Annotated in this window: 14 protein-coding genes; 8 read left to right on the forward strand and 6 right to left on the reverse strand. The window is 66.2% G+C overall.

The window, feature by feature from the left end:
* Position 1: 1 nt before the first annotated feature.
* Both IBJ82_RS19175 and IBJ82_RS19180 read right to left on the reverse strand, forming a co-directional pair.
* On the reverse strand, positions 2-901 hold the full coding sequence (locus tag IBJ82_RS19175) for an SDR family NAD(P)-dependent oxidoreductase (RefSeq protein WP_194827329.1): 900 nt from the start codon (positions 899-901) through the stop codon (positions 2-4).
* A 2-nt stretch (positions 902-903) separates the two neighbouring features.
* Positions 904-1,866, reverse strand: a complete 963-nt coding sequence (locus IBJ82_RS19180; RefSeq protein ID WP_194827817.1) for an alpha/beta hydrolase — start codon at positions 1,864-1,866, stop codon at positions 904-906.
* A gap of 153 nt (positions 1,867-2,019) precedes the next feature.
* Between IBJ82_RS19180 and IBJ82_RS19185 the strand changes: the two genes are divergently transcribed.
* A complete protein-coding gene (locus IBJ82_RS19185) occupies positions 2,020-3,063 on the forward strand; it encodes a ferredoxin--NADP reductase (RefSeq protein ID WP_194827330.1) in 1,044 nt (347 codons plus the stop codon).
* A gap of 34 nt (positions 3,064-3,097) precedes the next feature.
* On the opposite strand, the gene IBJ82_RS19190 is transcribed toward IBJ82_RS19185, so the two are convergent.
* Complete coding sequence (locus tag IBJ82_RS19190; protein WP_194827331.1) at positions 3,098-4,015, reverse strand: DAPG hydrolase family protein; 918 nt, start codon at positions 4,013-4,015, stop codon at positions 3,098-3,100.
* A gap of 138 nt (positions 4,016-4,153) precedes the next feature.
* Here IBJ82_RS19190 and IBJ82_RS19195 point away from each other — a divergent pair, with 138 nt between their 5' ends.
* Entirely contained in the window at positions 4,154-5,053 is a 900-nt protein-coding gene (locus tag IBJ82_RS19195) for a fumarylacetoacetate hydrolase family protein (protein WP_194827332.1), read from the forward strand.
* Positions 5,054-5,064: 11 nt separating this feature from the next.
* On the opposite strand, the gene IBJ82_RS19200 is transcribed toward IBJ82_RS19195, so the two are convergent.
* Positions 5,065-5,538, reverse strand: coding sequence for a MarR family winged helix-turn-helix transcriptional regulator (locus IBJ82_RS19200; RefSeq protein WP_194827333.1), 474 nt, complete (start codon positions 5,536-5,538; stop codon positions 5,065-5,067).
* A gap of 143 nt (positions 5,539-5,681) precedes the next feature.
* Here IBJ82_RS19200 and IBJ82_RS19205 point away from each other — a divergent pair, with 143 nt between their 5' ends.
* Positions 5,682-6,539, forward strand: coding sequence for a dioxygenase (locus IBJ82_RS19205; protein WP_228537409.1), 858 nt, complete (start codon positions 5,682-5,684; stop codon positions 6,537-6,539).
* Positions 6,540-6,617: 78 nt separating this feature from the next.
* A complete protein-coding gene (locus tag IBJ82_RS19210; protein ID WP_194827335.1) occupies positions 6,618-7,553 on the forward strand; it encodes an NADP-dependent oxidoreductase in 936 nt (311 codons plus the stop codon).
* Between the two features lie 102 nt (positions 7,554-7,655).
* On the opposite strand, the gene IBJ82_RS19215 is transcribed toward IBJ82_RS19210, so the two are convergent.
* Positions 7,656-9,470: an ABC transporter ATP-binding protein gene (locus tag IBJ82_RS19215; protein ID WP_194827336.1), complete on the reverse strand. Its 1,815-nt coding sequence runs from the start codon at positions 9,468-9,470 to the stop codon at positions 7,656-7,658.
* A gap of 77 nt (positions 9,471-9,547) precedes the next feature.
* Here IBJ82_RS19215 and IBJ82_RS19220 point away from each other — a divergent pair, with 77 nt between their 5' ends.
* The gene (locus IBJ82_RS19220) at positions 9,548-9,952 is read left to right on the forward strand and encodes a MarR family winged helix-turn-helix transcriptional regulator (protein WP_194827337.1); all 405 of its coding nucleotides are present in this window, start codon (positions 9,548-9,550) and stop codon (positions 9,950-9,952) included.
* A gap of 61 nt (positions 9,953-10,013) precedes the next feature.
* Here IBJ82_RS19220 and IBJ82_RS19225 read toward each other — a convergent pair whose 3' ends face one another.
* On the reverse strand, positions 10,014-10,505 hold the full coding sequence (locus tag IBJ82_RS19225; protein ID WP_194827338.1) for a carbonic anhydrase: 492 nt from the start codon (positions 10,503-10,505) through the stop codon (positions 10,014-10,016).
* Positions 10,506-10,892: 387 nt separating this feature from the next.
* Here IBJ82_RS19225 and IBJ82_RS19230 point away from each other — a divergent pair, with 387 nt between their 5' ends.
* The 3 genes from IBJ82_RS19230 to IBJ82_RS19240 are packed head-to-tail and all read left to right on the forward strand — an operon-like array spanning position 10,893 to position 12,860.
* The gene (locus tag IBJ82_RS19230; protein WP_194827339.1) at positions 10,893-11,375 is read left to right on the forward strand and encodes a nuclear transport factor 2 family protein; all 483 of its coding nucleotides are present in this window, start codon (positions 10,893-10,895) and stop codon (positions 11,373-11,375) included.
* A gap of 56 nt (positions 11,376-11,431) precedes the next feature.
* Positions 11,432-12,001 (forward strand): hypothetical protein, encoded by a 570-nt coding sequence (locus IBJ82_RS19235; RefSeq protein WP_194827340.1) that lies wholly within the window; start codon positions 11,432-11,434, stop codon positions 11,999-12,001.
* A gap of 46 nt (positions 12,002-12,047) precedes the next feature.
* Positions 12,048-12,860 (forward strand): alpha/beta fold hydrolase, encoded by an 813-nt coding sequence (locus tag IBJ82_RS19240; protein WP_228537410.1) that lies wholly within the window; start codon positions 12,048-12,050, stop codon positions 12,858-12,860.
* The last annotated feature ends 18 nt before the right edge of the window (positions 12,861-12,878 follow it).

Consider the following 12,878-nt stretch of genomic DNA (forward strand, 5'->3'; position numbering starts at 1 on the left):
CTCAGACTCCTGTCTTCTCGGTGTCGGTGGTCGTGACGGGCTTCGGGTTCGAATCGGCTTGCGGGAGCAGGCGATTGAGGGTGCCGAGGCCGCGGGTGTAGAGGGTGGGGAATTGCCGCTTGAGTAGCCAGATCAGCCGCGCGTCGAGCTGGGGCAACACATAGAGGCGGCCTCGGTCGTTGGCATCGAGGGTCATCCGGGCGACGCGCTCGGGGGAGTAGCCGGTCCAGCGCATCAGCGTTTCGGCCAGATTCATCGCTGTGGCGTCGATGCGGCCGTCGCGGGCGACATTGGTCTTGACGAAGGTCGGGCACAGCACGGTGACCGCGAGTCCGCTACCGGTGAGCTCGGCGGCCAGTGTTTCCGACAGCGACATGACCGCGGCCTTGGAGACGTTGTAGGGCCCCATGGTCGGTGCGGCGGCGAAGCCCGCCGCCGACGCGACATTGATGATGCCGCCGCGTCCGGCGGCACGCAGTTGCGGGGTGAACAGCTCACAGCCGTGGACCACACCCCACAGGTTGATGCCGAGTGCCCATTGCCAGTCGTCGAGACCGATGTCGCCGACAGGGCTACCGCCGATGCCGACGCCGGCGTTGTTGATTACCAGGGTGGGCGGGCCGCCCAAGAGCAACTCGGTGTGCAGTGCCAGGCTTTCCATGTCGCTGCGGGAGGCGACATCACAGAACAGGGCATGCGCGGTCGCGCCGTGCACGCGTTCGATCAATCGCACCGTCTGCTCGGCACGGTCTTTGTCGATATCGGCGCACACCACCTGGCCGCCGCGGGCCGCGAGTTCGAGCGCGAACGCCCGCCCGATGCCGCTTCCTGCCCCGGTGACCACGGCCTTGGCGCTGAAGGATCGACGGCTGTTGCCCGGCAGATAATCCAGTATTCCCACGGTCAGCTCGCTCGCTCTCGGGTCGAGGTATCGGATGCCGCCAGTGCGTCGGCGATGAAACGGGCCGCTCGGCGCAGCGCCGGTGCGGCCTCTGGCACCAGCAGCGGCAGGGCCTGGAAGACGTGGACCTGTCCGGGCCACAGCTCGAGTTCGCAGGAGCCGCCGGCCGCTGTCACCATCTCGCGCAGGTGCACGGCATCGCCGACCAGCATCTCGGTGTCGCTGGCCTGCACGAACAGCGGCGGTAGCGCCGTGCCGGGCGGGATTGTCAGCCGCAGTCGCGGCGAGTCGGCCGGTTCCTGCGCGATGTACAGCTCGGCAGCGCTGCGGCCTACGCGCGCCGAGGCCATGGCTTCGGTGCCGTGGCGCTGATGGTGCTCGGCCAACCCGAACGAAAGATCGATCAGTGGCGAGAACAGCACGGCACCGGCGGGTTGCGGGGTGGTGGTCCTGGCGTTGTCCAGCAGGAGGTCCATCGTCAGATGGCCACCGGCGGAGTCGCCCGCGATGAGCACATCCGTTGCGCGATAACCATTTCCGAGCAGCCACCGATACCCGGCCGCGACATCGTCGGCCGCGGCCGGGAATCGGTGCTCCGGCGCGAGCCGGTAGTCGATCACGAATACCGGCAACCCGGTCTCCCGTGACAGCCGGGCCGCCAGACCGCGGTGCGTACGCGCCGAGCAGAGCACGTATCCGCTTCCGTGGACGAAATAGATTGCCCGGTCGCCGAATTCGACATCTGCGGCCCGAACCCATTCCCCGCGCACCGCACCGGACCGCACCGGCGTGACCCGGGTTCCCCTGGGGGGCGGTCCGCCCACGGCCATGATCGCGGCTGTCACCGTTCTGGCCGCGGCTATGCCGAGTCGATTGTGCGGAAGTGCGCAGTTGATGGGACGCAGCACGTGGTGGCCCGCTGTCAGTGCCAGCCGGGATCGTCGTGAAGGTGGCACCGCCACCATGTTCGCCAACCGTGAGGTCGCCGTTGACCTTGTCGTTGTCATAGCCACAGTGTCATCAGCTTATGTGCCATTTGTCAATGGCACATTTGTGGTCCACACTGTGGCTGCAAGGGCGCCGAGACTCGATACCCGCCACGAGGGAGTTGCACGACGATGTCAGCCACAGGGCTCGAACAGCACATCTACCAGGTGAAAGTCCGCGATGTCATCCAGGAGACAGCAGATGCGGTGTCGTTGACGCTGGATGCTATGCCGGGTCCGGCGGCCCCGTTCGACTACCAGCCAGGACAGTTCCTGACACTGCGGGTGCCATGCCCGAACGGGTCGCTCGCTCGCTGCTACTCATTGTCGAGTTCGCCGCATCTCCTGGCCCGCCCGACCATCACGGTCAAACGCGTCCCTGACGGCCGCGCATCCAACTGGATCTTCGACAATGCTTCGCCCGGAACGGTTTTCGATGTTCTCGCACCGGCGGGCAGCTTCGTCCCGCGGGACTGGACCGCGCCGTTCCTGCTGGTGGCCGCGGGAAGCGGAATCACCCCGATCATGTCCATCCTGCGGACTGCCCTTGCCCTGCACCACAATCCGATCACGGTGGCCTACGCGAACCGCACTGCCGAATCCGTCATCTTCACTCGCGAACTCGATGCGCTGGCCCGATGCCACCCCGATCGTCTCACCATCACGCACTGGCTGGAATCGGAATCCGGCCGACCCACCGAGGTCGCGCTACGGTCCTGGCTCACCGCGCCCGCGGAGTCACACGCCTACCTCTGCGGTCCGGCCCCCTTCATGGCGGCAGCTCGCGGCGCACTGGTCGCCAACGGCTTTGCCGCGCCTCATATTCACGCCGAGACTTTCATGTCGCTGACCATCGATGCTTTCAGCCCACCCGCCCAGGCGGTCTGCGACAGTGCGTCGAGCTCGACAGCGACGGTCGAACTCGACGATGAGATCCATTCCATCACCTGGCCGACGGACACCGTGCTCCTCGATGTGCTGCTCGCTCGCGGATTGGACGCGCCCTATGTGTGCCGCGAGGGAACCTGTGGTGGCTGCGCGTACACCCTGCGTCGAGGCGAGGTCCACCTGCGCGAGAACCACACCCTCGACGAGCACGATCTGGCCCGCGGTACCCGACTTGCCTGTCAGTCACTGCCTCGAAGCGAAATTCTCGACGTCGCATTCGACCGATGACCCGCGGGCTCGAATGGGTCGCGCTGAATCGGCGTCAGCGGGCGAATTCCTGGTAGAGCTGCGGCAGGAATCCGGCCAGATGGTTCATTTCCTGACCGCAGTGCAGGAGTAGTTCGCGGGCGAGGTCGACATCGAGGACAAGGTCTCGGGGATCGACGGCAGGTCCGCGTTCGATCGCTTGCGCGGCTTGCGACAGGTCGGGTCGGTGGAGGCCGTGGAGATTGAGGTAGAAGCGACTGCGCATTTCGCATCCCGCGGGTATCGGCCTCACCTGGTGCGCCAGCCACCCGAGGTCGACCGGTGCGACGATGCTGCCGACCCGTCCGAGAATGATCGTGTGCTGATCGGGGACGCGAAAGCCGTGGGCACGCGGGTCGGTGAAGGCAATCGCCAGTTGCTGCAGTTTCGGGCCGATGTACTCATCGACATAGGCGATGTTGCCGATGTACTTTTCGCGGTCGGGGATGCGTTCCGCCGACCGGTCTCGGGCGACCGCGCAGTAGAGGTGCGCGTCGGGGTGCCAGAGTTTATAGCGCGCGGATTCGACGGTGTGCCAGGCGAACCACCAGTCCCACATGGCGGCGGTGACGCCCCGCATCTCGGTATGTACAGCGACCCAGATCGCGCCGGATTCGGTTGTGCCGTAGCCGGTTTCCACCGCGGCGATATTGTGCGGTGAGAGGTCCGTCGGGAGTGCGGAGAACTCGGGAATCTGCTCCGGTGGTGTCGGGCCGCCGAGATAGGCCGCGGCCACCGACGGCAGAACAGGAGCGGTTTGCGCGGCCATGAATTTCGCGTACGGTTCGGCGCGGTCCTCGTCAGAGTATCCACGGTATCGAACGTTCGGATCGGCGGTGGCGGGGACCGGGAGACCGGACAGTGCCAAACCTGCGCCGACGGCCGCCGCCAGCTGGATTGCGCCGCGCCTGTTGGGTTTTGGTTGACTCGGCATCTGTCGACCCTATGGTCAGGGAGAACGGGTACCGATGCCTTGGGTCAGGTCTGTGAAGTACCACAACTCGCGAAAGGTGGCATCGGTGCCGAGACGCACGCGAGCCGACTTTCCGCCACAGCGAACAGAGGATCGTCGATGAAGTTGCGTCGTGTTCGGACCGAGGATGGTTTGCAGACACAGTCTTTCCGTGATGGGCAGTGGTCTGCGCATCCGGAACCGATAACGGGCACGGTGTTCAGTGATCAGTGGGAGCTCGACGTCGCTGACGGGCACCTGCGGGAGTCCGAGCTGTTGCTGCCGTTCAACCCGGCATCATTTCGGGACTTCATGGTGTTCGAGCAGCACAATATCGACGCCAGCCGCGGTCTGGTGCGCCGATTCCATCCGACGCAGTACCGGTTGGCCACCGCGGTAGAGCGGCTGAGTGGTCGGAGCTTTCCGCTGTTCAAGCCGAAGCCGTTGTTCTATCAGCAGCCGATCTACTACATGGGAAACCATCTGACATTCGTTCCGTCGGGTACCCCGATCTGCGCGCCGGCCTACTCGTCGGCATTGGATTACGAACTCGAGATCGGATTCGTTCTCGCCGAGCCGCTGTACTGCGCGACGCCGCAGCAGGCCGCGGCCGCGATCGGCGCGTTCGTTCTGCTCAACGACTTCAGCGCGCGAGACATTCAACGAGCCGAGATGGCCAGTGGGTTCGGGCCACAGAAATCCAAGCATTTCGCCAGTTCGATGTCGGCGACAGCCGTGACCGCGGACGAAATCCTGCCACGTATCGATAACCTCACCGGGTCGGTCAGAATCAACGGAGTCACCGTCGACACGGTATCGAGCGCAGGGATGCGATGGAGCCTCGGTGAAGTCCTCGCGCACGCTTCCCGCAGCGAACATCTTTATCCCGGAGAGTTGTTCGGAACCGGCACGCTGCCCGGCGGCAGCGGCATGGAAACCGGCAACTGGCTCGAGCCGGGAGACGTCCTCACCTTGACTCTCGACGATATCGGCGAGGTCGAACACCTCATCACCGGCTGATAGGAATCTGCTCAACCCTGTTCGAGTTCCCCGCGCACGGTGGCGGCGATGCGGGTGAGTGCGGTCCCGAGGTTGCGGCGCTGAGCGGCGGTCAGCGGATCGAATACGAGCCGCTTCACCTGCGCGACGTGCTCCGGGGCGGTCTCGGCGAGCTTCTGGCGGCCGCTGTCGGTGAGGGTGGCGAAGGTGTATCGGCCGTCGCTCGGGTCGGGGCGGCGGGTGACCCAGTCGCGGGCTTCGAAGCGGTCCATCGCTTTCGACAAGCGGGGCTGGGTGCTGTCGCAGACCCGGGCGAGGTCGCTCAGGCGCATCGTGTGGTCGTCGGCCATGGACAGCTGGGCGAGCACCCCGTACTCGAAGTTGGAGATGCTCGCGTCGCGTTGTAACTGGCGGTCGAGAGCCGCCGGGAGGGCGATGACGACCGTCAGTAGTGCCTGCCAGAGCTCCTGTTGGTCGTCATCGAGCCAGGGTGAGGGGGTGTTCATGCGCTCATCGTACTTGCCTGGGAAACCTGCACTTGCCTGGGCAAGTCATTGTGCGCTACATTTTCACTTGCTCAGGCAAGTTAGAATACTTTCCTGGGCAAGCTGAGGAGCTGATTGCGATGACTACGAGCCCAGGGCCTTCCATGAACGACCGAGCTTCCAATAGGCCTGCCGCGGCCTACGCGGATCTCCTCGCTCGCGTCGTGCCACAGGCGCGCGAACAACGCCTGTGGAGTCCGGCAGACGGGCCACTGCCGAGCCTGTTCGTCAGCCACGGCGCCCCGTTCACCCTCGACGATCCGCAGTGGCTCGGCGACCTCTTCGCCTGGGCCCGATCGATGCCCAAACCCCGTGCCATCGTGGTCGTTTCGGCTCACTGGGAACAAGCACCGGCCGCGATCACCGCAGCCGCGGCCGGCACCCCGCTCTACTACGACTTCAGCGGATTCGACCCCCACTACAAGACCCTTCCCTACGCGACCCCGGACGCCACCGACCTCGCTCGCCGACTCGCAGGTCTGTTGGGCTCCACGCCCGTGCACGAGTTCGCCGACCGCGGCCTGGACCACGGCGCGTTCATCCCGCTCATGGCCATGTACCCCGCAGCCGATGTCCCGGTCGTGCAGCTGTCGATGCCCAGCCTCGACCCCCGCGTGCTTCTCGAACTCGGCGCAAGCCTGCGGCCGCTGCGCGAAGAAGGCGTCCTCGTGCTCGGCTCGGGCTTCATGACGCACAGCTTCGCCGTTTTCCGCCGACCGGAGCTCGTCACCGAGACAACAGCTTTCGACGAATGGGCAACCGATGCTCTCGCTCGCGGCGACGTCGATGCTCTCACCGATTACCGCGTGAAGGCGCCCGGTGCCGCCGTCGCCCACCCGACGGCCGAACATTTCGTCCCGCTGCTGCTCACCGTTGGTGCCGCTACCGACCCAGCCAGCGCGGTGAGCGCCATCGACCGCCTGGTCATGGGCAACTCCATCCGCTCGGTCCAACTGACCTGAGTCGGTTCGACTTTCCCCTTCCCACTCGATCGCCTCATCTCGAGGCGACGACATCGAAACACCCCGGAGGACAGTTCCATGAAGGCAATCCGTTTCCACGAGTTCGGCACCAGCGAAGTCTTGCGCTCCGAAGTCATCGACCGTCCGGTCCCCGCGCCCGGGCAGGTGCTCGTGCAGGTCGAGGCCACTTCGTTCAACCCGGTCGACGATCACATCCGCGCCGGCCATCTGGCGGAGATGATCCCGATCGCGCTGCCCTACGTGCCGGGCATCGACCTGGCAGGCACCGTCGTCGAACTCGGCGCGGACGTGACGAACTGGGCAGTCGGCGACCGGGTCGTGGCGATGCTGCCCCTCGACTCCGCTGGCGGCGCAGCCGAATTCGCACTGGTCCCCGCCGAGTCCCTGGCCACGGCACCGCAGACGATCGAGTTGGTCGACGCTGCGGCGCTACCGCTGACCGGCCTCGCGGCCTGGCAGTTGGCGTTCGAGCTCGCCGAGCTGAAACCGGGTCAGACGGTCCTGGTCAACGGGGCGGCGGGTGCGGTGGGCAGCCTGGTGGTGCAGCTCGCTGTCGATGCGGGAGCGCAGGTGACCGCGGTGGACGCGCCGGAGCACGCCGACCGGCTCCGCGGCTACGGCGCGGTCCGGGTCGAAGGCCCGCTCGACCTCGCCGCCGGTCCGGACGCGGTGGGTGGGCCGTTCCAGGTCGTGGTGAACCACGTGCGAGTTTCCCCCGAGGACCTCGCCCAGCTGACGAACTATGTCGCCGACGGCGGGATCGCCACGAGCTCGGCGGGCCCGATTCCCGAGGACACCGCTCGCGGGGTCCGCAGCGAGAGCCTGTGGGTCCGCAGTGACGGAGCCCAGCTGAGCGAGCTGGTCGCCAAGGTGGACGCAGGCAAGCTCCACCTCCACATCGCCGAGCGTCGCCCGGTCGCAGAGCTGGCTGACGTGCATGCCGACGCAGGCGCAGGCCGCCTGACCGGCAAGACTGTCCTGCTCGTTTCCTGATGAGGTACGCACCCTGCGGGAAGGTGTGGGTGCTCATGTATCGAGACCTGCGGAGAGGAGATCCTGGGACGAGCGGCGGTCGCCGGGGGAGTGCCCGTCGGCTCAGGCCGCCACTACCTCGGCGGCGCCGTTGAGTCGCGCGTAGCGTCCCCCGTCGTCGATCAGCGTCGTGTGATCGCCGAGCTCGACGACCCGGCCGTGGTCGAGTACGGCGATCTGGTCGGCGTCGCGGATGGTGCTGAGCCGGTGGGCGATCGTGATCACCGTGCGGCCCTGGGCCACCACGTCGATGGCGGCCTGCACCGCACGCTCGGTCTCGTTGTCGAGAGCGCTGGTCGCCTCGTCGAGCACCAGCACGCGCGGGTCGCGCAACAGGGTGCGGGCCAGGGCGATGCGCTGCTTCTCGCCGCCGGAGAACCGGTGTCCACGCGACCCGACCACGGTGTCGTAGCCCTGGGGCAGCGAGGCGATCAGTTCGTGGATCTGGGCGGCGCGGGCCGCGCGCTCGATCTCGGCGTCGGTGGCGCTCGGCGCGGCGAAGCGGAGGTTCTCGCGAATGGTCGTGTGCAGCAGGTAGGACTCCTGCGACACCACGCCGACGATGCGAGCCAGGGTGCCGAGCTCCAAGTCGCGGACGTCGACGCCGTCGATACTCACCCGCCCGGCGGTCGCGTCGTGCAGTCGCGCGACGAGCGAGGCGAGGGTGGTCTTGCCGGAGCCGGTCTCGCCGACCAGGGCCAGTGTCGACCCAGCCGGCACGACGAGCGAGACGCCGTCGAGCACGTCGGGGCCCGCCGCGTCGTAGCGGAAACCGACATCCTCGAACCGGACCTCGCCCACGACATCGCGCGGGTCCAGGTCGACCGGCTGGGTGGGCTCATCGATCTCCACCGGAAGGTCGAGATAGCCGAAGATCCGGCTGAACAACGCCATCGAACTGGTGACTTCGACACCCACGTTGAGCAGGGCCATCAGCGGCCGGAAGAGACCGGCTTGCAGCGTGGTGAAGGCGACCAGCGTGCCGATCGTCATGCCGCTACTGGTCGCCGGAAGTCCGGCGGCGAGGTAGAGCAGGGCGGGGATGGCCGCGAAGAGGATGCTCATGGTGGCCATCCGCCAGCGGCCCGCGAGCTGCGAGCGCACTTCGAGGCCGACCAGGTCGTGCGAGGTCTTCTCGAACTGGGCGGAGGCGAGGGGACCGGTGCCGAGGGTCTTGCCCAGCTGCACGCCGCTCACCGAAAGTCCCTCCTCGACCTGACCGTGCAGATCAGCGAGGTGGCGTTGGCGTTGAGCGGTGATGTCGCGGCGAAGCAGGGCGACGCGTCGAGTCAGCCAGATCGCCGGCGGCAGCACCACCAGCGACAGCAGCGACAACCGCCACGACAGCACGGCCATCGCGACGGCGGTGCCGACCACGGTAGTGACGTTGCTCGCGATGGAGGTCGCGGTGCTGGTGACCACCGACTGCATGCCGCCGACGTCGTTGATCAGGCGCGACTGCACCTCACCGCCGCGCGTGCGGGTGAAGAACGCCAGCGACTGCCGCTGCAGGTGGCGGAACACATCGGCCCGCAGCACGTGCATGACCTGCTGCCCGACGGTGGTGGAGATGAGCGTCTGGCCGACGCCGAGCACCGCGGTGAGCACGGTGACGGCGAGCATGCCGCCCACGGCCCAGAGCAGCAGCGACACGTCCTGGTGGGGCAGCGCGTCGTCGATCACCAGTCGCAGCAGGAACGGCGAGGCGAGGCTGATCGTCGAACCCGCCACGATCAGGACGGTCAGCAGGGTGAGCTGAAGCCGGTACGGCGCGAAGAGCGCGGCGATCCGGCGCAGAGACACCGGGGACTCGCGCAATTGTGCGCGGTCGGCCGGGTCGGGTCGGCGGGTGCGACCGCCGGAGACTTTCACTTCCATATGCAACCCCCTTGGGTTGTGTTTATGCTGAGGTTACCTCACTATCTGGTAGGGGAAACAAGGCGAGAGGCGGGTTTATGCCCGACAACGAGAGCGACCTGCTGATGCAGGTGGCCAGGACGCTGCGTCGGCGCTGGTCGGCGGTGTACGCGCCGATGGGGCTGACCCCGCACCAGGCCCGCGCGCTCCGGGTGGCAGGCGAGCACGACGGACTCCGGTTGTCGGCCGTCGCCGACGCGTTGCGGATCAGCCCCCGGTCGGCCACGGAGGTGGTGGACGCGCTCGAAAAGGCGGAGTTGGTCACGCGCGAGCCCGATCCGACAGACCGCCGCGCCACTCTCGTGTCGGTGACCGCACAGGGTAAGCGAACCCTCGACGCCCTGACCGAGGCCCGCACGAAGGACGCCGACGATTTCTTCGGAAGACTCACCGACGAGGAGCGGGCCTCGCTGCGGGATATTCTCGGCAAGCTCGTCTCCTGAAGCGCGCCGAGTAGTGCAGATGCCCGAGCAGCGCGGCTGCTCGGGCAGGCTCACCCGAGGATCAGTCGAGCACTTCGTTCAGTTTCCCGGTCGCGACGTCGAAGACGAATCCGCGCAGGGAGGTGGTGCTGGTGATGAAGGGGCTGCGTTCGATGCGGCGCAGCGAGTTGCGGACGTCCTCGTCGAGATCGCCGAAGGCCTCGGCGGACCAGGTCGGCTTGATGCCGATCTCGTCCTGAATGGCCCGTTTGAAATCGTCGTCGGTGAAGGTGAGCATGCCGCAGTCGCTGTGATGGATCAGGATGATCTCGGTGGTACCGAGCAGCCGCTGGCTGATGGCCAGCGAGCGGATCTCGTCGTCGGTGACCACGCCGCCCGCATTGCGGATGACGTGCGCCTCACCGTCCTGCAGACCCAGGATGCGGTAAACGTCGAGGCGGGCGTCCATGCACGCCACCACGGCGACGTGCTTGCTGGGCGGCAGCGGGAGCGGGCCGCTGAATTGCGCTGCGTACGCAGTGTTGTTGCTCAGGTATTCGTCTGTGACGGTCATGGCGGCGTCCTCGGGTCGATGGGTGGCGACATACGAATCTCCGCATTCATGGTTGGTGCTGTGCCGGAGAGCGGCCAGAGATTCGCGCAGATCGAGGAGAAGGGTCGTTCGCAGCGATGCGAACGAGTAGAAGCGCGCATTCCACGCTACCCGATTTGCGATCCGCTGCTGCCCCGCCGATCAGTCCGCAGCCACAGGATGCCGTCCACGTCGAGGCCGTTGTCGAGCACGATGATCCGCGGGTCGCCCAGCAGTCCGGCGCCGTTGGGTCCGAGCAGATAGGTGATCGAGCCGCCGGCCGGCGATCTTCTTCATGACATTCCAACCTGAGTTGGCGAGGTCGGCCGAATGCTCACCCGGATCTAGAACACGTTCTACAATCCGGCCATGGACCTTGTCGCGATCGAGGAGATCAAGCGTCTCAAGCACCGCTATTTCCGCACACTCGACCTGAAGCTGTGGGACGAGTTCGCGGACTGCCTCGCCGAGGACGTCTCCGCGCGCTATGGCACTCAGGCCATGGGCGAGCCGCTGCACTACGACAACCGGGCCGACGTCGTGGCGTTCATGGAGAAGAACCTCGGGCCCGGGATCGTCACGGTTCACATCGCCAACCACCCCGAGATCGAGGTCGACGGCGATACCGCGAAGGGTTCCTGGGCGTTCGAAGACACTGTCCTCGTGCCGAGCGCGAAAGTTCAGATCCGCGGTGGCGGATACTATTCCGACACCTATCGTCGCGACGAGGACGGGTCGTGGCGGATCGCCTCGACGCGGTACGAGCGCATCTACGAGGCATTGACCTCGCTGGAGGACCTTCCGAGCTTCAAGCTGCTCGCCAACCGCTGGGATCCCTCGCTCGAGCACTGACTTTCCGAACATCATGTCGGACTGCACATGTCGGACAGCATTTCTACAATCTCAGCGTGACGCTCACACTCGCCGACCTCGTCGGGTACACCGATCGTGGCCTCGATGCCGATCTCGCCCGCTGGTTCCCGGATGACAGCGAACCCGTTGTCGTCTCCGCCGAAAACCGTTCGGTGGAGCCATTTCTCGAAAAATTGGCCCCTGTCGACGCTGCCGCATTGGCGGCCTTCGACCGCCGGGTGCGCTCCGGTCGGCTGCCGCAGTTCCTCGACATCTTCGACTGGTCCTACGCTTTCGATTTCGCCGACAACGGCTGCAAGATTCTCGATGCCGACTACACCACCGAACTGACCGACGAGGACGTGTTCTCCGTCGGCGCCGACGGCGGCGGCAACCTTTATGTCGTGCTCACGACCGGTCAGGTCGCGGTGTGGTTTCACGAGGAGGAAGTGCTCGAAGGTGGCACCCGCTTCGACAACCTCGATGTCTTCCTCTGGTCGTATGTGCGCTACCGAGCGGTGCGGGCGGGCAAGCTCGCCCTCTCCGACGTCGAGGCCGACTTCGCTGCGCTCGGCCAGGACGGCGCGCTGGCCGAGGACCTGGGGTTGCTGAGTCTGATGGCCTAGGGCACGGTTGACCCTGACGTAGGGGAAGCCCCGCAGCATGGTCGGCATGACTACCAAAGCCGATCACTTCACGGTCCGCCACGACGGCGTCACGATCCCGGTGTCTCGCGGTGGCGAAGGGCGACCCTTGGTTCTGTGTCCTGGTCTGATTTCGACACAGGCAGAACTGCACGAACTCGTCGACGAGTTGCGGCGTGACTTCGACGTGGTGACCTTCGACCTACGGGGCCACGGCCTTTCCTCCGCCGGGGACCGATATTCCTTCGAGGCGTTCTTCGGCGATTTCGTCGCCGTGATGGCGGAGTTGGGCCGCCTCGGCCTGCCCGCTGAGCCCGTGCTCGCCGGTCACTCGTACGGTGCGGATCTGGTCGTGCACTACGCCAGCGAATATCCCGACGCTGTCAGCGAACTCGTCGTCATCGATGGGGCGAATCCGATCCCTGAACCGTTCATCACCGAGATCGACCTGCCGGAATTTCGCGTGCTCTGGGACGACCTGGCGACCTGGCTGGAGACAGTCGAAGGCACTGCGCGCCAAGTGCTGCTCACCGGACAGGAAATCCTCGACCTCAATCTCGAGCTCGATGTGATCCGGTCCGGAATCCTCGACCGGTACCGCCGGATCGACTGTCCGATCCGCGTGATCATGTCGACCTCGATGGCCGGTGACAGCGACGAGGGGCGAGCGCCGCGGCACAATCGGCTCTGGCGTGCGGGCATCGACCGGCTGGTCCGCGAGCGGCCCGACATCTGCCCATCCTGGCTCGATGCCGGTCACGCGCTGGTCCTCACGCACGCTCCGGACATCGCCCGGATCATCCGGGGCGAGCGAACTCCCGCCGACCAGACGGCTTCTTGAAATGCTTGCAGGCCAAGG

The organism is Nocardia sp. XZ_19_231, assembly GCF_015355705.1.
GTDB classification, from domain to species: Bacteria; Actinomycetota; Actinomycetes; order Mycobacteriales; family Mycobacteriaceae; genus Nocardia; species Nocardia salmonicida.